The sequence below is a fragment of the Streptomyces sp. NPDC059850 genome, from assembly GCF_042731515.1.
Classification (GTDB): domain Bacteria; phylum Actinomycetota; class Actinomycetes; order Streptomycetales; family Streptomycetaceae; genus Streptomyces.
This window is the reverse complement of sequence record NZ_JBHWJI010000023.1, coordinates 36,096-54,464: the sequence shown is the minus strand read 5'-3', so window position 1 is coordinate 54,464 and position 18,369 is coordinate 36,096. Positions and strand designations below refer to the sequence as shown.

General features: G+C 73.8%; 17 protein-coding genes. 9 read left to right on the top strand and 8 right to left on the bottom strand.

Annotation, left to right across the window (positions count from 1 at the left end; translation table 11 throughout):
- The first annotated feature begins 8 nt into the window (after positions 1–8).
- On the top strand, positions 9–1,397 hold the full coding sequence (locus ACFV9T_RS20755) for an MFS transporter (protein WP_385442365.1): 1,389 nt from the start codon (positions 9–11) through the stop codon (positions 1,395–1,397).
- A 44-nt stretch (positions 1,398–1,441) separates the two neighbouring features.
- On the opposite strand, the gene ACFV9T_RS20750 is transcribed toward ACFV9T_RS20755, so the two are convergent.
- Genes ACFV9T_RS20750 through ACFV9T_RS20740 form a run of 3 tightly spaced genes read right to left on the bottom strand, consistent with a single transcriptional unit; the run spans position 1,442 to position 4,720 of the window.
- Positions 1,442–3,397: a helix-turn-helix domain-containing protein gene (locus tag ACFV9T_RS20750; protein ID WP_385442363.1), complete on the bottom strand. Its 1,956-nt coding sequence runs from the start codon at positions 3,395–3,397 to the stop codon at positions 1,442–1,444.
- A complete protein-coding gene (locus tag ACFV9T_RS20745; protein ID WP_385442361.1) occupies positions 3,382–4,185 on the bottom strand; it encodes a 3-hydroxybutyrate dehydrogenase in 804 nt (267 codons plus the stop codon). The genes ACFV9T_RS20750 and ACFV9T_RS20745 overlap by 16 nt, the downstream gene beginning before the upstream one ends.
- Positions 4,186–4,240: 55 nt before the next feature.
- On the bottom strand, positions 4,241–4,720 hold the full coding sequence (locus ACFV9T_RS20740) for an NUDIX domain-containing protein (protein ID WP_385442360.1): 480 nt from the start codon (positions 4,718–4,720) through the stop codon (positions 4,241–4,243).
- 210 nt (positions 4,721–4,930) lie between these two features.
- Here ACFV9T_RS20740 and ACFV9T_RS20735 point away from each other — a divergent pair, with 210 nt between their 5' ends.
- Complete coding sequence (locus ACFV9T_RS20735; RefSeq protein WP_385442358.1) at positions 4,931–5,995, top strand: O-antigen ligase family protein; 1,065 nt, start codon at positions 4,931–4,933, stop codon at positions 5,993–5,995.
- A 589-nt stretch (positions 5,996–6,584) separates the two neighbouring features.
- Here ACFV9T_RS20735 and ACFV9T_RS20730 read toward each other — a convergent pair.
- Together ACFV9T_RS20730 and ACFV9T_RS20725 are read right to left on the bottom strand one after the other, a co-directional pair.
- A complete protein-coding gene (locus ACFV9T_RS20730; protein WP_385442356.1) occupies positions 6,585–7,157 on the bottom strand; it encodes a hypothetical protein in 573 nt (190 codons plus the stop codon).
- A 72-nt stretch (positions 7,158–7,229) separates the two neighbouring features.
- Entirely contained in the window at positions 7,230–8,033 is an 804-nt protein-coding gene (locus ACFV9T_RS20725) for a glutamate racemase (protein ID WP_385442353.1), read from the bottom strand.
- A 229-nt stretch (positions 8,034–8,262) separates the two neighbouring features.
- On the opposite strand from ACFV9T_RS20725, the gene ACFV9T_RS20720 reads away from it, so the two are divergent.
- Positions 8,263–9,477, top strand: coding sequence for a glycosyltransferase (locus ACFV9T_RS20720; RefSeq protein WP_385442351.1), 1,215 nt, complete (start codon positions 8,263–8,265; stop codon positions 9,475–9,477).
- Between the two features lie 11 nt (positions 9,478–9,488).
- Here the strand turns inward: ACFV9T_RS20720 and ACFV9T_RS20715 are convergent, their stop codons facing one another.
- Positions 9,489–10,799, bottom strand: coding sequence for a TerD family protein (locus ACFV9T_RS20715; protein ID WP_385442349.1), 1,311 nt, complete (start codon positions 10,797–10,799; stop codon positions 9,489–9,491).
- 206 nt (positions 10,800–11,005) lie between these two features.
- Here ACFV9T_RS20715 and ACFV9T_RS20710 point away from each other — a divergent pair, with 206 nt between their 5' ends.
- Together ACFV9T_RS20710 and ACFV9T_RS20705 are read left to right on the top strand one after the other, a co-directional pair.
- Positions 11,006–11,518, top strand: a complete 513-nt coding sequence (locus ACFV9T_RS20710) for a DUF6643 family protein (protein ID WP_385442347.1) — start codon at positions 11,006–11,008, stop codon at positions 11,516–11,518.
- Between the two features lie 135 nt (positions 11,519–11,653).
- The gene (locus ACFV9T_RS20705) at positions 11,654–12,508 is read left to right on the top strand and encodes an MOSC domain-containing protein (RefSeq protein WP_385442345.1); all 855 of its coding nucleotides are present in this window, start codon (positions 11,654–11,656) and stop codon (positions 12,506–12,508) included.
- Between the two features lie 304 nt (positions 12,509–12,812).
- Here the strand turns inward: ACFV9T_RS20705 and ACFV9T_RS20700 are convergent, their stop codons facing one another.
- Together ACFV9T_RS20700 and ACFV9T_RS20695 are read right to left on the bottom strand one after the other, a co-directional pair.
- Positions 12,813–13,532, bottom strand: a complete 720-nt coding sequence (locus ACFV9T_RS20700) for a response regulator (protein WP_385442343.1) — start codon at positions 13,530–13,532, stop codon at positions 12,813–12,815.
- A gap of 134 nt (positions 13,533–13,666) precedes the next feature.
- Positions 13,667–14,116, bottom strand: a complete 450-nt coding sequence (locus ACFV9T_RS20695; RefSeq protein WP_385442341.1) for a cyclic nucleotide-binding domain-containing protein — start codon at positions 14,114–14,116, stop codon at positions 13,667–13,669.
- A gap of 209 nt (positions 14,117–14,325) precedes the next feature.
- Here ACFV9T_RS20695 and ACFV9T_RS20690 point away from each other — a divergent pair, with 209 nt between their 5' ends.
- The 4 genes from ACFV9T_RS20690 (at position 14,326) to ACFV9T_RS20675 (ending at position 18,312) form a co-directional block, all read left to right on the top strand.
- On the top strand, positions 14,326–14,793 hold the full coding sequence (locus ACFV9T_RS20690) for an ATP-binding protein (protein WP_257231666.1): 468 nt from the start codon (positions 14,326–14,328) through the stop codon (positions 14,791–14,793).
- A gap of 94 nt (positions 14,794–14,887) precedes the next feature.
- Positions 14,888–15,775 carry a universal stress protein gene (locus ACFV9T_RS20685; protein WP_385442339.1) on the top strand — a complete coding sequence of 296 codons (888 nt, stop codon included), beginning with the start codon at positions 14,888–14,890 and terminating at the stop codon, positions 15,773–15,775.
- A 91-nt stretch (positions 15,776–15,866) separates the two neighbouring features.
- Positions 15,867–17,618, top strand: coding sequence for a GAF domain-containing protein (locus ACFV9T_RS20680; RefSeq protein WP_385442338.1), 1,752 nt, complete (start codon positions 15,867–15,869; stop codon positions 17,616–17,618).
- Between the two features lie 91 nt (positions 17,619–17,709).
- On the top strand, positions 17,710–18,312 hold the full coding sequence (locus tag ACFV9T_RS20675; RefSeq protein WP_385442507.1) for a hypothetical protein: 603 nt from the start codon (positions 17,710–17,712) through the stop codon (positions 18,310–18,312).
- The last annotated feature ends 57 nt before the right edge of the window (positions 18,313–18,369 follow it).

The window sequence follows — 18,369 nt, the reverse complement described above, 5'->3', positions numbered from 1 at the left end:
TGGTAACCATGGCTACCCCGGCCCCCGCTCCCCCGACCAGCCCCGGCTCGCTGCGCCGCGTCGTCGCGGCGAGCCTCATCGGCACGACCATCGAGTGGTACGACTTCTTCCTGTACGGGTCGGCCGCCGCGCTCGTCTTCAACAAGCTGTTCTTCCCTGACTCCGACCCGCTCGTCGGCACCCTGCTGTCGTTCCTGACGTACGCGGTCGGCTTCGCGGCCCGGCCGATCGGCGCCCTGGTCTTCGGGCACTACGGCGACCGGCTCGGCCGGAAGAAGCTGCTGGTCCTGAGCCTGCTGCTGATGGGCGGGGCGACCTGTGCGATCGGGCTGCTGCCGACCCACGCCACCGTCGGCTCCGCCGCGCCCGTGCTGCTCACCGCGCTGCGGCTGGTGCAGGGCTTCGCGCTCGGCGGCGAATGGGGCGGGGCGGTGCTGCTGGTGTCCGAGCACGGGGACGCGCGGCGGCGCGGATTCTGGGCGTCCTGGCCGCAGACCGGCGCCCCCGCCGGGCAGTTGCTGGCCACCGGGGTGCTGTCCGCGCTGACCGGTCTGCTCTCCGAGTCCGCCTTCGAGTCCTGGGGATGGCGGGTGCCGTTCCTGCTCTCGGGCGTGCTGGTGCTGGTCGGCTTGTGGATTCGTCTCTCTGTCGATGAATCACCGGTGTTCAAGGCCGCGCTGGCCCAGGCCGAGGCCCGGAAGTCCGACGATGTGGCCGAGAAGATGCCGCTGGTGGCCGTCCTGCGCCACCACTGGCGGGACGTCCTGGTCGCGATGGGCGCCCGGATGGCCGAGAACATCAGCTACTACGTGCTCACGGCGTTCGTCCTCGTCTACGCCACCTCCGACCATGTCGGCCTCGGCAAGCAGAGCGCGCTGAACGCCGTCCTCATCGCCTCCGCCGTGCACTTCGCGACGATCCCGGCCTGGGGCGCGCTCTCGGACCGTATCGGCCGCCGCCCGGTCTATCTGCTGGGCGCGGTGGGCGTCGGCGCGTGGGCGTTCCCCTTCTTCGCCCTCATCGACACCAAGGGCTTCGGGCCGCTGCTCCTCGCGGTCACGGTCGGGCTGGTCTTCCACGGTGCGATGTACGCGCCGCAGGCGGCCTTCTTCTCGGAGATGTTCGCGACCCGGATGCGGTACTCGGGCGCCTCGATCGGCGCCCAGTTCTCCTCGGTCGCGGCCGGGGCGCCCGCCCCGCTGATCGCCACCGCGCTGCTCGCCGACTACGGCAGCGCCACGCCGATCGCCCTGTACGTCATCGCGGCGGCGCTGCTGACGGTGGTGGCGGTCGGCGCGGCGAAGGAGACCCGCGACCGCGACCTGTCCGCCATCGGGCCGGGCACGGGCGATGAGCCCCGGGCGGCGTCGGAGGCGTCCCGTTCGGCCTCGGCGTAGGCGTAGCGGCGCGTCGGGCGGGCCGCGAGGAGAGCCCGCCCGGCTCAGCGTTCCGCTTCCGCCGCCCCCGCCGTCAGCCGGTGCAGCCGCAGGGCCAGCTGTATCTCCAGGGACCGCGCGGGCGACTGCCAGTCCTCGCCGAGCAGCCGCCCGACCCGCTCCAGCCGCTGTGCCACGGTGTTCACGTGCACATGCAGCGCGTCCTTGGTGCGCGCCGGGCTCATCCCGCTGGCGAAGTACGCGTCGAGCGTGCGGACCAGCCCGGTGCCGCGCCGCGCGTCGTACTCCACGACCGCCCCGATGGTGCGCGTGACGAAGTCCCGCACCCGGGTGCCGTCCGGGGCGCCGTCCCGCGTACCGGCCAGCAGCAGGCCGAGGAAGCCGAAGTCCTCGGCGGCTGCGCCCTCACCGGACCGGCCGAGCACCCGCAGCGCGGCCAGGCAGCGCCGGGCCTCGGCGTACGAGGCGGCGACCTCGGCGGGGCGGGCGGCGGGCGCGGCGACGGGTGCGGAGGCGCCGACGGTGACGGGCGCGTGGACGGCGGTGGCCAGCTGGCGGGCGGTGCGGCGGGCGAGGGCGTCGGCGCCGTCACTCTCGGCGAGCGGCAGCAGCAGCACTGTGCCGCCGTCGCGCGCGGCGGCCAGGCCCTGCCGGGTGGCGGCCAGATGGGACGCGGCGGACCACAGGCGCTGCCGGTCGGCGGCGTCCTCGGCGGTACCGGGGGCGAGTTCGGCGCGGGGCGCGTCGATGCTCGCGGCGAGGACGACGTGGGGCGCGTCCAGGTCCGCCCGCAGCCGCGCGGCGCGCTCCCGCAGCAGCCGCGGCTCCCGGTCGGGCGCGTCGAGCAGATCGTCCAGCAGCTCGCCGCGCACCCGCTGTTCGGCCTCGCCCGCCGAACGGCGGGCGAGCTGCAGCAGTGAGGTGACCATGGCGGCGCGCTCCAGGGTGCGCTGGTCCACGGGGTCGAGCCGGGGGTGGCCGTGCAGGACGAGCGCGCCGAGGAGTTCACCGCCCGCCGAGACGGCCGCGATCCAGTCCTCGCCGTGGCGTACGGCGTGACCGTCGGCGCGCGACCGGTCAAGGGCGTCCGGGGGCGCCTGGTCCGCCTCCAGGAACTCCACCGAGCCGCTCAGCACCTCGGCCACGGCGGCGGCGACGTCCCGCACCCCGCCGCCGCGCAGCACCAGTTCGGCGAGCCGGTCGTGGACCTCGGAGGCGCGCTCGATGACACCGCTGCGGTCCCGGATGATCTCGTTGGCGTCCTCCAGCTCGGCCAGCGCCGTCCGCGTCTCGGCGAGCAGATGGGCCGTATCGATCGCGACGGCGGCGTGGGCGGCGAAGGAGGCGAGCAGGGCGATCTGCTCGCGCTCGAAGACGCGGACCCGGCGGTCGGCCGCGAAGAGCACCCCGATGACGTTGCTGCCGAGCAGCAGCGGCACCCCGAGGATGGCGACCAGGCCCTCGTCGCGGACGCCCGCGTCGATGGTGCGGGTGTGCTGGAACCGGGGGTCGTCGAAGTAGCTGTCGGTCACATAGGGGCGCGCGGTCTGGGCGACGAGCCCGCCGAGCCCCTCCCCCATGCCGAGCCGCAGCTGCTGGAAGCGCGCCGAGACCGAGCCGTCGGTGACCCTCATATAGGTGTCACCGGCGGTCGGGTCGTTGAGGGTCAGATACGCGACCTCGGTCCCCAGGAGCGAGCGGGCGCGCTGCACGATGGCCTGGAGGACCGCGTCCAGGTCACGCAGCCCGGCGAGGTCGTGGGCGGTCTCGAAGAGCGCGGACAGCTCGGCCTCGCGCCGCCTGCGCCCCTCCAGTTCGCCGCGTACCCGCAGGGCGAGCAGCTTGGCGCGCTCCAGGGCGGCCAGCCGCTCGGCCGGGGCCTTCCCGGCGCGCGCGAGCAGGCCGGGGCGCTCGTAGGCCTCGGCGGGCGCGCCGCGCGCGAGCAGTTCCAGGTACGGGGTCTCCGGCGGATCGTCGGGCGGGTTCAGTGGGCCGTCCATCCGCCGTCCATGGTGAGCGAGGCACCGGTGATGAACGAGGAGTGCGGACCGCACAGATACGCCACGGCCTCCGCCACCTCCTCCGGCTCGACCAGCCGCTTGACCGCCGCGTCGGCCAGCAGCACGTCGGAGACGACGCGCTCCGGGGAGATGCCGTGCGCCGCGGCCTGGTCGGCGATCTGACGCTCGACCAAGGGGGTGCGTACATAGCCGGGGCTGACGCAGTTGGACGTCACCCCGTAGGGCGCGCCCTCCAGGGCGGTGGTCTTGGACAGCCCCTCCAGCCCGTGTTTGGCGGCCACATACGCGGACTTGTACGGGGAGGCGATCAGCCCGTGCACGGAGGAGATGTTCACGATCCGCCCCCAGCCCCGCTCGTACATCCCCGGCAGCGCGCCGCGCACCATCCGGAACGGGGCCTCCAGCATCACCGTGAGCATCCGGGAGAAGACCTCCGGCGGGAAGTCCTCGATCGGGCGGACGCACTGCATCCCCGCGTTGTTGACGAGGATGTCGGCGCCCTCGGCGGCCCGTTCGGCCGCGTCGAGGTCGGTCAGGTCCAGGGCGCACGCCTCGACGGTGCCCGCCGGGGCCGTACGCTCGTGCTCGGCGAAGGCGACCAGGTCGGCCAGGCCCTCCGCGTCCCGGTCGACCGCCCGTACCCGTACCCCGGCGGCCGCCAGCCGCAGGCTGCACGCCCGCCCGATGCCCCCGGCGGCGCCGGTGACGACTGCGGTACGGCCGGAGAGTCCGGGGGCTTCTGGACTGGATGCGAGGGACGCGCTCATGAGGCGCACACTAGGTGGCGGCCGCGCCCGGACCGATGGGGGCGCCGCACACTCTTCACTCCCCCGGAATGGGTTCGAACCACGTCGGCCCCTCGCCGAGGGCCTGCTTGATCCGGGTGAGCGAGAAGTCCTCCAGCTCCGGCAGCGCGTCCAGCGGGAACCAGCGCACGTCCAGCGACTCGTCGTCGTTCACCCGCGCCTCGCCGCCCACCGCGCGGCAGCGGAAGCAGACGTCCATGAACTGGCACTGGTCGTCATTGGGGTACGTCACCGGCGCCAGGGTCCGTACGAGCACGATGCGCTCCGGTACGCAGCGCACCGCGGTCTCCTCCAGCACCTCGCGCACGATGGCCTCGGCGGGCTGCTCGCCCGGTTCGGGGATGCCGCAGATGATCGCCCAACGGCCGTTGTCGGCGCGGCGGCCCAGCAGCACTCTGCCCCCGTCGTCGAAGACGACGGCGCTCACGCCCGGCAGGTAGAGCAGTTGATGACCGATGGAGGACCGGAGGCCTCGGATGAAGTCGGGGGTCGCCATGCGGTGAGGGTAGCCGCCGGGCCCACGTCCGCGCCGGTGGCCCGCGCCCGGCGCCCGTTCTGCGCGCTCGGAGCGCGTTTCACCACTGACACATCGTTTCTGCGCAACATATACACATAACTCACCGCTGGCGCTACCGTTCCTGGTGCATGGCTCGCGACGCGACTACCGGTCGCCGCGCGATGCCCGTCACGACGGGGGGTCGACGGGATGACGTCATCTGCACTGGAACCGGTCGTCAGGGAGTACGACCAGGACCACGGCACCGATCACTACAGCACCGATCACGACAGCCAGTCCTTGGGCAGTGTGCCCGACATCGCGGGCGTGGCGATCCTCGCTTCCTGCGCCCTCTGGGCGCTCATCTCCGCCATGGGGCGCACCGCGCGCCCCGAGGGGGTTCTGCTCGCCGTACTGGCCGTGGCCGCCGGGTACGCCTGCGGCCGCATCGCCGGATCGCTCCTGCCGGTCCTGTGCGGTGCCGCCGCCGGGCTCGCGGGGCTCGGGCTGGCCCTGGCCACCGACACCGGCCCGGGCGGCCACCAGGGGCTGGCCACGGCCGAGCTGACCCTGGCCACCGGCGCGGTCTGCTGCGCCGCGTGGGCCGCCCGGCGGCCCACGCTCCGGCTGGCCCTGTGGCTGCTGGCCCTGACGATCACGCTCACCGCCGTGGTGACCGGCCCGCCCGCGGGCTGGGTCGCGAGCGGCGCGGTCCTGCTGTGCTCCCTGGCCGCCGCCCGGCTGCGGCGACGGCTCGCGGGCCTGGCCGCCCTCGCGCTCGTCGCCGCGGTCGGCGTCGGCGGCTGCTGGGCGGTCGCGGCGGACGCGGTGCCGGGCGGGCTGCCGCCCTCGCTGCGGGCCCACCTCACCGAGCACCGCGTCCGACTGTGGCAGGACGCGGCCCACCTCGCCGCGACGAACCCGGTACGCGGCACCGGGCCCGACCGCTTCGCCGAGCTGAGCCCGGCCGTCGCGGCCTCGCCCGAACCGGAGACCACACCGCACTCCGCCCCACTCCAGCAGGCCGCCGGCCAGGGCCTGCCGGGCGTGGCCCTCCTGGCCGCGGCCTTCGCCTGGCTCCTGTACGCCCTGTGGCGCTCACCCCGCTCCACCCCGATCGCCCTGACGGCGGCGGCCGCGCTGACGGCCCTGGCCGTCGAGGCGTCCCTGGGTAACGCGCTCAGCTTCCCGCAGATAACGGCGGGCGCGGGCCTCCTGGCGGGCCTGGCGACAGCCAGCCTCCCGGAGGAACCCCCGGCCCGAACCGTCCCCTGACGCTCCTCACCGCACTGAGGGGGTCCTTCCCCAACCCCGCCCCTTCCCGACCCGGGGACACCCCGGCCCCCGCCGAGCGTCTCGCACCCGGGCGCGGCCCGGGGGCCGGGCTGTGCCATTACCCACAACAAGCCGCCACCGCAACAACGGCAGCGAAGGCCCCCTACGGAAGCCGGGCACAGGCACGAGCCGGGGGCTGCCCCAGGACGAAGCCCAAACCGGATCCAGGGGCGAAGCCCCGGTGGAGGCGTGGGAGCGGGAGCCCCCAAACCGAGCCCGAGGCGGAAACGCGAGCCGCAGACTGCCCCAGGACGAAGCCCAAACCGGGGTCCAGGGGCGAAGCCCCGGACGGGGCCCGGGGCGGAGCCCCGGTTTCGGGAAGGGGCGGGGCTGGGGAAGAAACCCCACCGCACGAGCCCACCCAACAGCGGGAACCGGGCACACGCGCGAGCAAGGGACGCCCCGGGACGAAGCCCGGACCGGGGTCCGGGGCGTCCCCGCCACGCGGCGGAGCCGCATAGCGACAAGTGCGGGAAGGGGCGGGGTGGGGAACAAGCGCAGCCGCACCCGGGGGCCGGGGTATCGCCGGTCAGACCTGGGACGTGGGGGTCGCGATCAGGCGGAGGCGGTCACGGATGACGCGGACGGCCGCCTCCGCGTCGTCCACCGTCACCGTGAAGATACGGCCGTCCCCCAGCCGCACCACCAGCCCCTCACCACGCCGCACCACCACCGCCGTGCCCTTGTCGGGCCGCCACCGGTAACCCCAGCCACCCCACTGGCAGGGCGTGACGCGCGGCGCGACATCCGCGTGGACCACGTCGCTGAGGGGGATACGGCGGCGCGGCAGCCCCATATGGCCGCAGCGGACCTCCAGGCACTCCTCGTCGACACGCACCGCCACGTGGACGAAGGCGAGGGTGCCGAAGAGCATCAGCAGCCCGGCGGCGAGGCAGCCGACGACCGACATCAGGAGCGGGGCGAGTCCGGTGGTCCAGGGGGAGGCGACGGCCAGGTCGATGCCGAGCGCCACACACGCGGCGCCCACGGTCGCCAGCACCCACTGCACACGGTTGTGGGCATGACCGGTCCAGACCGCGGGCGTGTCCTGGCCCGGGGTCTGCTTGCCGTGGGGCTCGGGGTCCTCGGCGTGGGGCCTCATGTTTGGCAGGGTACTCACGTTCCGCTACCACGGCAGCCGACCGAGCCGTTTTGGCCGGTCAGAGGGGGCGGGTCAGCGGCGCGCCGGGGCGGCGGCGGGGGCCAGCAGGGTGCCCTCGGCGTAGGCGAGCGCGCCCTCCGGGAGCGTGGCCTCGCGGCCGCTGAGGATGACCGTGAGGGTGCCCCGGGCGGACGCGGCCGCCCCCGGCGGCAGCGAGGGCTCGGCGCCGATCCGCCGCAGCGCCTGCGCGGCGACGGCTCCGGCCGACCCGTGGAGGGCGATGGGCGGCGCCCCGGCGGGCTGGACGGCGGCCCGGATGCGCTCGGCGACCAGCTCGTAGTGGGTGCAGCCGAGGACGACGGCCCGGACGTCGTCCGGGGTACGGGCCGCCGCGGCGGCCACCGCGGCGTCGATCGCCGCGTCGTCGGCGTGCTGGACGGCGTCGGCGAGGCCGGGGCAGGGCACGGCCGTCACCTCGACGCCGTCCGCGAAGTCACGGATCAGCTCGCGCTGGTACGGACTGCCGGTGGTAGCGGGCGTGGCCCAGATCGCGATGGGCCCGCCACCGGCCGCCGCGGGCTTGATCGCGGGTACGGTCCCGATGACCGGAAGCCCGGGCTCCAGCTCGGCCCGCACCGTGGGCAGGGCGTGGACGGAGGCGGTGTTGCAGGCGATGATCAGCGCGTCGGGCCGGTGCGCGGCGGCGGCGCGGGCGCAGGCCAGGGCGCGTTCGGTGATGCCCTCGGGAGTACGCGGCCCCCACGGCATGCCGTCGGGGTCGGAGGAGAGAACGAGATCGGCGTCGGGTCGAAGGCGGTGCATCGCGGCCGCGGCGGGCAGCAGGCCGAATCCGGAGTCCATGAGCGCGATCTTCACCCGATCACTTTAATGGATCGGCCCTAGGGGGTGTCTTTCGGGTCAGGCCGGATCAGCGAGCGGCGTCTGGTGCGGTAGCTCGCAACCCGCGTGAGGAGAGCGCAGCGGCGCTGCGTGCGACGAGCGCGGGGCCGCGAGGTGCCGTGCCAGGCGTCGGGAGCCCGGCATGATCCGGAAGACACCCCCTAATCCCCGGCACCCGGGCGCGGGTTCGGGCAGACTGCGGCGGGTGAGCCTGCTGACGTGGATCGCCGCCGGTGCGCTGGTGGCATGGGTGTGGCTGCTGCTGGGCCAGGGGTTCTTCTGGCGTACGGACATCCGGCTGCCCTGGGCCCCATCCGGCGGCGCCGGTGAGGAGCCGGGCGGACCGGGCGACTGGCCGTCGGTGGCCATCGTGGTGCCCGCCCGGGACGAGGCCGCCGTCCTCCCGGCGAGCCTTCCGTCGCTGCTCGCCCAGGACTACCCGGGCCCGGCCGAGGTCTTCCTGATCGACGACGGCAGCTCCGACGGCACCGGGAAGCTGGCCCGTGAACTCGCCGACACCCACGGCGGACTGCCGCTGACCGTCGCCTCACCGGGCGAGCCGGAGCCCGGCTGGACCGGGAAGCTGTGGGCGGTACGGCACGGAATCGCGCTCGCCAAGAGCAGCCACGAGAGCACCCACCAGGCCGACTTCCTGCTGCTGACGGACGCCGACATCGCCCATGAACCGGACTCGCTGCGGGAGTTGGTGCGGGCCGCCCGGGCCCACGGCCTGGACCTGGTGTCGCAGATGGCGCGGCTGCGGGTGACGACCGGCTGGGAACGGCTGATCGTCCCGGCGTTCGTGTACTTCTTCGCCCAGCTGTACCCGTTCCGCTGGGTCAACCGCCGCCGGGGGCGCTGGGCGGCCGCCGCGGGCGGCTGCGTGCTGCTGCGCCGGGAGGCGGCCGAGCGGGCCGGGGTCCCGGAGGCCATCCGGCAGGCGGTCATCGACGACGTGGCGCTCGCCCGCGCGGTCAAGCGCTCCGGCGGGGCGACCTGGCTGGGCCTCGCCGACCGGGTCGACAGCGTACGGCCGTACCCGGGGCTCGGCGAGCTGTGGCGGATGGTCGCGCGCAGCGCGTACGCCCAGCTGCGGCACAGTCCGCTGCTGCTGATGGCGACCGTCGCGGGGCTCGCGGTGGTGTACCTCGTGCCGCCCGTCGCGCTGTGCGCGGGCGCACTCACCGGGCGCCCGGCGCCGCTCGCGGCGGGTGCCGCCGCGTGGGCACTGATGACCGCTACGTACGTCCCGATGCTGCGCTACTACCGGCAGACCCTCTGGCTGGCTCCGCTGCTGCCGCTGACGGCCTTTCTCTATCTGCTGATGACCATCGACTCGGCGGTGCGGCACTGGCGGGGGCGGGGCGCGGCCTGGAAGGGGCGCACGTACGCCCGCCCCAGCACCGCGCCCGGCGAATGAGGCACAGCCCCTCACTTGCGTCCCGGGGTCCAGTTCATGCCCCAGCCGTACGCGTGGTCCAGGGTGCGCTGCGGGCTGACGCCGCGGTCCGGCACCAGATAGCGGGCCTCGCGCTGGACGACGAGGTCGCCGCCGTTGTTGGTGATGAGCGCGAGCGCGCAGACCGTGGACGGCACGGTGCACTCGTCGAGGGAGAAATCGACCGCCGCACCGAACTGTGGCTGAAGAGTGACGGTGGCGTGCAGGTTCGCGAAGCTGCGGGCACCTTCGTAAATGGTGACGAAGACGAGGATGCGGCGGAACGCGTCCTTGTGGTCGAGGTTGACGGTGAGGTTCTCGCCGGACGACCGGGCGCCGGTCCGGTCGTCGGCGTCGAGGTGGATGAACGGCGGCTGGTGCAGCGAGCCGAACGAGTTGCCGAGCGCCTGCACCACGCCCTTGCTGCCGTCGGCGAGTTCGAACAGGCAGCCCAGGTCGAGGTCGAGGTCACCGTGGAGGGCCAGGGCCCTGCCGAGCTTCTGGCCCCACCCCTGGAACTGCTTGTGCACCTGCCAGTTGAGGTTGACCCGCAGAGCGCCGGAGGTGCCGCCCTGCTTGGTGAGCGAGACGGCGGGCGACTCCTTGGTCAGCGTCACCTTGCTGAGACTCACCGGAGCCGAAGCCGGAGCCGGAGCAGCAGCCGGTGCGGCAGCCGGAGCCGCGGGCGCGGCGGCCGGGGGCGGCGGGACGGCGGCGGCCGGAGGCCCCGAGGGCGGCGCCGGGGGCGCGGGGACGGAAGCGGGCGCGGGCGCCTGCTGCGGTTCGTCGACGCTGATGCCGAAGTCGGTGGCGAGCCCCGCGAGCCCGCTGCCGTACCCCTGGCCGACCGCGCGGAACTTCCACCCGCCCTGCCTGCGATACAGCTCACCGAGGACGAACGCGGTCTCCACGGAGGCGTCCTCGCTGTCGAAGCGGGCGATCTCGGCGCCGCCGGACGCGTCGAGGACCCGGATGAACAGGCCGGGCACCTGGCCAAACGTTCCGCCATCCGTGGAGGCGGCGAGCACCACGGTCTCGACCGCGGGCTCCACCCGGCCCAGATCGACCGCGAGGGTGTCGGTCACGGAATCTCCGGCGGTCCGCTTGCCCTCGTGACGAACGGCACCCGACGTGTGCACCGCCTGGTTATAGAACACGAAGTCCGCGTCGGAGCGAACCTTTCCGGACACCAGCAGCAGCGCGGAGGCGTCCACATCCGGCGCTCCGGGGCCGGAGCGCCAGCCGAGTTCGACCCGCACCTCCCCTGCCGTGACCTGGATATTGCTGCCTTTGCGCATCGCCATGCTGTCCCCCTGTCTTTCTGTTCGCTTCATCTTCTGGACGGGCATGTGACCCTCTGAAAACGCGCTCTTTACAGGATCTCAACGTACCCTGACGACCGTTTTTCCCGGGTTCCGTCCGATTGGGGATCCACGACCGCTCCGAACACTGAAAACAACCTTCTTACCGGGCTCCCCAATCAGCACATGGTGGGCTTAACTTATGGTCTATGACCTCCCCCCGCAGCACCTACGGCGGCGGCTACTACTCCTCGCCGTCCTTCCCGGACACCCCCATCTACGACAGCCTTGTCGCCGAGCGGGGAACGCCTCAGATCGCACCCATCCGGGTGCCTTCCGCGTACGACAGCGGAAGTCACCTCCCGGCACTGCCCTCGGCGCTTCCCGCGCTCCCGGCCGCCCCCTCCCAGCAGAACCCGCAGCAGGGCTATCAGCAGCAGGCCCCGCAGCAGGGTGGAATGCAGCCCGGCGGCATGCAGCCGGGCGGGCTCCAGCAGGCCCCCTCCCCGTACATCCCGCCGCAGGGTGGCCCGCGCGGCTACCCGGGCGCGCAGCAGCCCCGCCAGGCGGCGCCGAACGGGTACGAGGCGATGCGCCCGGCGATGCCGCGCCCTCAGGCGCCCCGCCCGGCGGCTCCCGCGCCGTCCCCGTACGACGACCCGTACGGCCGTCAGCAGCAGCAGTACCCGGGGCGTCCCCAGCAGCCGGGGGGCGGCTACTGACCCCTGCGCACTTTTCGCGCACCCTTCGCACCGCGGCCGGGGCCGGGTGCTCCCAATTCCGGCCCACCGGGCCCCGGCATGTGTTCACCCCGTGGCCATCCCGGCCTGTCGGACCCTGCTGGCAGGATGTTCGGCATGGTCAACCCAGAGCTGAGCGCCGTCAGCGCCATCCACGTCTACCCCGTCAAGTCCGTCGCGGGCTTGGCGCCAGGTGCCGCGACGGTAGAGCCCTGGGGGCTGGCCGGGGACCGCAGGTGGATGGTCGTCGAGCCCGATGGGCGCTATGTGACCCAGCGCCAGCAGCCGAGGCTGGCGCTCGCCTCGGCCGAGCCGCTGCCGGGCGGTGGCGTCCGGCTGAGCGCCGAGGGCCATGAGCCGCTGACCGTGACCGCGCCCGGGCCGGGGGACCCGTCGGTGCCGTCGCTCGCCCCCTTCCCGGTGATGCTGGCGCGAACGGAGGTCGAGGTGGTGTCGGCGGGAGCCGACGCCGACGCCTGGTTCAGCGAGTTCCTGGGTGCCGAGGCGCGGCTGGTCCACCTCGACGATCCGGCGCGGCGGCGCCCGCTGACCCCGGAATACGCGCTCGGCGGGGAGACCGTGAGCCTCGCCGACGGGTTTCCGCTGCTGCTCACCACCACCGCGTCGCTGCACGCGCTCAACTCGCTCATCGCCCAGGGTGACCACCCGGATGAGGGCCCCCTGCCGATGAACCGCTTCCGGCCGAACGTCGTCATCGACGGCACCGCGCCCTGGGCCGAGGACGAGTGGCGGCGGATAAGGATCGGCGAGGTCGTCTTCCGGGTGGCCAAACCCTGCTCCCGCTGTGTCATCACGACGACCGACCAGAGCACCGGGGAGCGCGGCAAGGAGCCGCTGCGGACGCTGGCGCGGCACCGGCGGGTGGGGGACGCCCTGATCTTCGGGCAGAACCTGGTGCCGGAGGGCACGGGCACGCTGCGGCTGGGTGACCCGGTCGAGATCCTGGAGTAGCCGCGGCGGGGTGGCGGCCGCGCGGTGGCCCATACGGCCCCGGACCGGGGGCCGTTCGGCCCTCCCCGGCCGGGGGCGGGGCGCGGGATGCTGGCCGTCGGCGGTGTGAGCCGGTTGACCACGGGGCAGCCGGGCTCTCACTTCACTGCGGTGATGAGCATCCACGACCGGCCGAGCCCCGTTCGGCGTGGGGTGCGGGGCCGGATGGGGACCGGCCTCGTGCCCCCCGCGACCCCGCGCACCGGCCAGGCGCGGCACCGACCCGGCACCGCGCACGGATCCGCGCACGGGCCCGGCACACGGCTCACTGCCCGGTCTCGCGCTCCCTGATCCGCTCGGCGATCACCGCGGCCTGGATCCTCCGTCCCACACCCAGCTTGGACAGGATCGAGGAGATCCGGTTCTTGACGGTCTTCTCGGCGAGGAACAGCCGCTCGGCGATCTGCCGGTTGGTCAGCCCGTCCCCGATCAGCTCCAGGATCTCCCGTTCGCGCGGGGACAGCCGCTCCAGCTCGTCGGGCACGCTGGGCTGGGGTCCGCGGAGCCGGGCCATGACGCGGGCGGTCGCGCCCGGGTCGAGCATCGACCGGCCGCCCGCCACGGTGCGTACGGCGGACACCAGGTCGGAGCCGTTGATCTGCTTGAGCACATAGCCCGCGGCGCCCGCCATGATGGCGTCGAAGAGCGCTTCGTCGTCGTCGAAGGACGTGAGCATCAGACAGGCCAGCCCGGGCAGCCGGGCCCGCAACTCCCGGCAGACCGCGATCCCTTCGTGATCGGCCCCCTCGCCCGACCCGCCCAGCCGTACGTCGAGTACCGCCACCCGGGGCCGTACGGCGGGGGCGCGGGCGATGGCCTCGCGGGCGCTCGCCGCCTCGCCGACGACCGTGAGATCGGGCTCCGCGTCGAGCAGGTCGCGCAGGCCCCGCCGCACCACCTCGTGGTCGTCGAGCAGGAAGACCCCGATGGGCTCGGCGGGAGGGTCGACTCCCCCGGCATCGGCGGTGTCGGCTGTCTCGGGCACTGCCCTCTCCTCCGTAGCGCGCGGGGCGCCGGTCGTGATCCGGCTGCCCACTCTTACGTCCTGCCGCGGGAAGGGGTAAGGGGCCATTCGGCCCTCCCCGATCACGGTCCTACCCAAGATCAGTACGCTCAAGGTCAGGGGGACATACCGCCCGCGTACGGCCCGTACAGGTCCAGCAGCCGGGCCCGGGCGGCCTGCAGCCGCCGCCCGATGACCTGGGCGCAGGCCAGCGCGAGCGCGTAGCCCAGCTCCGCGTCGTCGTCGCACAGCCTGCGCACCGTCTCCGCGTCGAACTCGTACGCGCGCACCGGGCTGAGCGCCTCCGCCCCCAGGTGCCAGGTGTCCGGCGGGAACAGCCAGGACCAGCCGATCAGCTCGCCGGGGCCCAGGGTCTCGATCACCGCGGCCCGGCGGCCCGGAACCCGCAGGTCGAGGGTGATGGCGCCGGTGCGGATGACCCAGAAGCGGTCGGCCTTCCGGCCCTCCTCGAAGATGCGGCTGCCCGAGGGGAAGGACACATCGTCGGCGAGCGCCATCAGCCGCTCGCGGTGCTCGGTCTTCAACGCGCCCAGAAGTCCCTTCATGTCCTCACTCTGCCGTCTCCTCCCCCGCCTCGCCCCTCGGCGGTGACCGTGCGTGCGAGCCGCCGCCGATCCAAAGCGGTACGCCGATGGACGCGCACCGACCCTCCTGTAGTCATTTCCAGTCGAGTTGGGGATATGACACGTCATTCACGGTCACACCTCCCCATGGCACCCCACACCCCATACCCTCGGCTCCTTCATCGAGCCTGATGTCGCTCGCCCTCGTCACACGGGAGGCCCTGGTGCCAGCCGACTCTCTCCGTCGGTCCGCCAACCGAGCCGGAGCACACCTGGAACATCTGCTGCACCGCCGCTTCACCGCGGGCGAGCTGCCGCGGCTGCGCGTCCTCGTCGAGGAGTGCGCCGCCTGGGCCGGGCTCAGCGAGGCCCGCCGCGGTGACTTCGTCCTCGCCGTCGACGAGATCGCCAGCAACGCGATCGAACACGCGGGCGGAACGGGCTCCCTGCTGCTGCGACGGGTGGGCGACGAGCTGGAGTGCCGGATCAGCGATTCCGGCCCCGGCTTCTCCGAGGACGTCATCCCGCAGATCCTCCCCGGGCTGGACGGCGCGACCAGCGGCCGCGGACTGTGGCTGACCCGCCTGGTCACCGACCGGCTGGTGATCAGCGCCGGGGCCATGGGCGCCGTCGTGACGCTCGCCATGCGGCTGCGCTAGCCCGCGTTACTCCCGCTGCCCCGATACCGCGTCATGGCCACCGCTTCGGCGGGACAATGAGCGGGCATACAGCCCTGTGCCGACAGGAGAGGCGGTGGGCACCGTGGAGCTTCCCGTGGTCGTCGGGGTCGACGGTTCGGACGCCGCCTCCGGCGCGCTGGACTGGGCCGCCGACATGGCGTCCCGCCGGGGTCTCCCCCTGCGCATCGTGCACGCCTCCCTGTGGGAGCGGTACGAGGGCTACGTACCCGCCGCGGCCGCCGACCGCCCCACCGAGCGGCTGCACAGCGAGACCGTGCTGGCCACGGCGGCCGAGCGGGCCGGGCGGCGCGCGCCGGCGCTGAAGGTGATGACCGATCTGGCGCCCGACGAGGCGGTGACCGCCCTGCTGCGCGCCGGGCAGAGCGCGGAGGCCGTGGTCGTCGGGTCGCGCGGGCGCGGCGAGTTCGCGTCGCTGCTGCTGGGCTCCGTCGGGCTCGGCATCGCGGCCCGCGCGTCCTGCCCGGTGATCGTCGTCCGCGGCCGTCCGGAGGGCGGGTACGGCCGGATGAACCGCGTCGCGGTGGGCATCGCCGAGCGCGAGCGCCCCGGCGAGCACGACCACGCCCCGCCCTCCCCCGCCGTCGCCTTCGCGCTCCGGGAGGCCCGGCTGCGCGGCTGTGAGCTGGCGGCGGTGCACGCCTGGCGCTGCGCGGGGCCGGAGGACCACGGGCCGCACGAGGACCACTCCGGGCACGCCGCCGAGCTGCTGGACGAGGCGCTGGGCGGGGTGACGGAGATGGCGCGGCCGCCGGTACCGGTGGCGTACCGGGCGTTCGAGGGCCCGGCCCGCAAGGCGCTGCTGGACGCGTCGGACGACGCCGACCTGCTGGTGGTGGGCGCCCGGCGGCGGCAGGGCCACTTCGGGATGCAGCTGGGGCTGGTCAACCACGCCGTCCTGCACCACGCCCGCTGCCCGGTGGCGGTGGTCCCGCAGCCCTGACTGTCGCTCCCCCTCGATACGCTGTGTGCAGCGGCGGAGACCAAGGGGGGTCCACGTGTCGGCTCGTGAGGATCAGGCTCGTGGGGATCATGTGCGTGGGGATCAGGGGCGCCATCCCACGCTGCCTCAACTCCGGCTGGATCAGCTGCTCGACGAGCTGCAGGCGCGGCTGGACGCCGCCCGGGCCACTCAGGGGCGGATGCACAGCCTGCTGGAGGCCGTGCTCAGCGTGGGCCGCGAGCTGGACCTGGAGCAGGTGCTGCGGCGGATCGTGGAGTCGGCGGTGGTGCTGGCGGACGCGGAGTACGGGGCGCTGGGCGTGGTCGACAGCGACCGGCTGTCGCAGTTCCTGCCGGTGGGCATATCGGAGGGCCTGGCGCACCGGATCGGCCCGCTGCCGAGCGGCCACGGTCTGCTGGGCGAGCTGATCCGCCATCCGCAGCCGCTGCGGCTGACCGATCTGTCCGAGCATCCGGCGAGCCATGGCTTCCCGGAGCACCATCCGCCGATGCGCTCGTTCCTGGGGGTGCCGATCCGGGTCCGGGACCAGGTGTTCGGCAATCTGTACCTCACGGAGAAGCGCGGCGGCGCGCAGTTCGACCCCGACGACGAGGCGGTGCTGACCACCCTGTCGGTCGCCGCCGGGGTGGCCATCGACAACGCCCGGCTGTACCACGAGAGCCGCCGCCGCGAGCAGTGGCTGGAGGCGCTGGGCGTGATCACCCGCACGCTGCTGGCGGGCACTCCGGCGGCCGAGGTGCTGAGTCTGATCGCCCGGCTGGCCCTCCAGGTCTCGCTGGCCGATTCGGCGGCCATCCTGCTGCCCGCGCCGGGCACGGACAGCCTGATGGTGGAGGTCGCGGAAGGCCATGACGCGGAGCGCGTCGGCGGTCTCGTGGTGCCCTCCGACGGCTCGCTGGCCGGTCTCGCGGTGCGCACCGGGCGGCCCGCGGTGGCGAGCGACGTACGGACCGACGCCCGGGCGCGGGCCTGGCCGCTGCCGGACCAGGAGAGCGAGTTCGGCCCGCTGGTGGCCGTGCCGCTGGTCGCGCACGAGCGGTCCTCGGGGGCGCTGCGGCTGTGCCGTCTGGCCGGGCGGCCCGCGTTCGACGACCACGAGGTGGAGCTGCTGTCGGGCTTCGCCGCGCAGGCGGCGCTCGCGCTCGAACTGGCCCGGCACCGTGCCGAGTCCGAGCATCTGGCGCTGCTCCACGACCGCGACCGGATCGCTCGTGACCTGCACGATCTGGCGATTCAGCGGCTGTTCGCGACGGGGCTTACGCTGCAGAGCGCGAGCCGCCTGATCGAGCATCCGGAGGCGGGTGAGCGGGTCGGCCGGGCGGTGGACGACCTGGACGAGACGATCAAGATCATCCGCTCGACGATCTTCGCGCTGCGCGCGGTCGGCGACGAGGACGGCGAACCGGCCACCTTGCGGCGGCGGCTGGTGAAGGCCGTAAGGTCGGCGTCGGACATCCTGGGCTTCACGCCGTCGCTGCTGATGGACGGGCCGGTCGACACCGACGTACCGGACGAGACCGGCGATCAGGCGCTCGCGGTGCTCGCCGAGGCGCTCAGCAACACTGTCCGGCACGCGTACGCCCAGCGGGTGGACGTGCGATTCACGGTCGGTGCCGACGTCGTCCTCACGGTCACCGACAACGGGGTGGGCATCGGCGCCGCCGCGCCCAGCGGAGGCCTGGTCAACATGCGGTCGCGGGCCGAGCTGCTGGGCGGCACGCTGAGCGTCGAGGCCCCCGAGGCAGGCGGCACCCGGGTGGTGTGGCGCGTGCCACGGACCGTAGGTGGCCCAGCTCACACGGCCAAGGGGCTCGGCCCGTGATATGGCTCTCTCTTCACCGAATTCGCGCATATCCGGCCTCCCATGCGGTATCCACGAACGGGGAAGGGGATTGTCGAAAGACGTGCGGATGATGCGAATGATCAAGGGCTTGTGGCGCTGGCGACGGAACTCGCTGCGCCGTAAGACCGACCTGGCAGAGGCATACGCGGCGCTGGTCGCCGCCGTGCTGATCGTGCTCGCGGCCCCGGCCGCGGGCTGGGCGGCGGGGTCCCTGGCGCATGGAGCGCTGAAACGGACCATGCAGGAGCAGCGCGCCGAACGCCATGACGTGGCGGCGACCGTGGTCAAGGTGCTGCCACAGCCACCCATCGACTCGGACCCGGAGACCGCCTCCGCGCGCGACGCCCAGCGCAGGGTGCTCGCGCAGTGGACGGGTCCGGACGGCAGCAGGCACGACGGCACGCTCGCCGCCGGTCCGAGCGCCGACCCGGGCGAGACGTTCCGGATCTGGACGGACGACCAGGGCCAGCTGAAGGCCCGTCCGCTGGATTCGGCCACCGCGGCCACCCACGCGGTGCTGGCCGGGATCGCCGCGGGCGCGGCGACGGCGGGGCTGGTCGACGGCGCTCGGCGGCTGGTCGTATGGCGGCTCATGCGTCGGCGTTACGCCCAGTGGGACATCGCGTGGGAGCGGGCCGGTCAGGACTGGGGCCGAGCCGACGCGGGCAGCTGACGCGGCAGTAACGTAGAGCCGGGCACCGCTCCCGCGCGCGGCTCTTCACCACCACAC

Excerpts from the sequence above, each read along its gene's own strand:
- ACFV9T_RS20695 (WP_385442341.1), bottom strand. The coding sequence starts at position 14,116 with ATGAAGGGACTTCTGGGCGCGTTGAAGACCGAGCACCGCGAGCGGCTG.
- ACFV9T_RS20705 (WP_385442345.1), top strand. The coding sequence starts at position 11,654 with ATGGTCAACCCAGAGCTGAGCGCCGTCAGCGCCATCCACGTCTACCCC.
- ACFV9T_RS20715 (WP_385442349.1), bottom strand. The coding sequence starts at position 10,799 with ATGGCGATGCGCAAAGGCAGCAATATCCAGGTCACGGCAGGGGAGGTG.
- ACFV9T_RS20710 (WP_385442347.1), top strand. The coding sequence starts at position 11,006 with ATGACCTCCCCCCGCAGCACCTACGGCGGCGGCTACTACTCCTCGCCG.
- ACFV9T_RS20690 (WP_257231666.1), top strand. The coding sequence starts at position 14,326 with ATGTCGCTCGCCCTCGTCACACGGGAGGCCCTGGTGCCAGCCGACTCT.
- ACFV9T_RS20750 (WP_385442363.1), bottom strand. The coding sequence starts at position 3,397 with ATGGACGGCCCACTGAACCCGCCCGACGATCCGCCGGAGACCCCGTAC.
- ACFV9T_RS20755 (WP_385442365.1), top strand. The coding sequence starts at position 9 with ATGGCTACCCCGGCCCCCGCTCCCCCGACCAGCCCCGGCTCGCTGCGC.
- ACFV9T_RS20745 (WP_385442361.1), bottom strand. The coding sequence starts at position 4,185 with ATGAGCGCGTCCCTCGCATCCAGTCCAGAAGCCCCCGGACTCTCCGGC.
- ACFV9T_RS20740 (WP_385442360.1), bottom strand. The coding sequence starts at position 4,720 with ATGGCGACCCCCGACTTCATCCGAGGCCTCCGGTCCTCCATCGGTCAT.
- ACFV9T_RS20730 (WP_385442356.1), bottom strand. The coding sequence starts at position 7,157 with ATGAGGCCCCACGCCGAGGACCCCGAGCCCCACGGCAAGCAGACCCCG.
- ACFV9T_RS20735 (WP_385442358.1), top strand. The coding sequence starts at position 4,931 with ATGACGTCATCTGCACTGGAACCGGTCGTCAGGGAGTACGACCAGGAC.
- ACFV9T_RS20675 (WP_385442507.1), top strand. The coding sequence starts at position 17,710 with ATGCGAATGATCAAGGGCTTGTGGCGCTGGCGACGGAACTCGCTGCGC.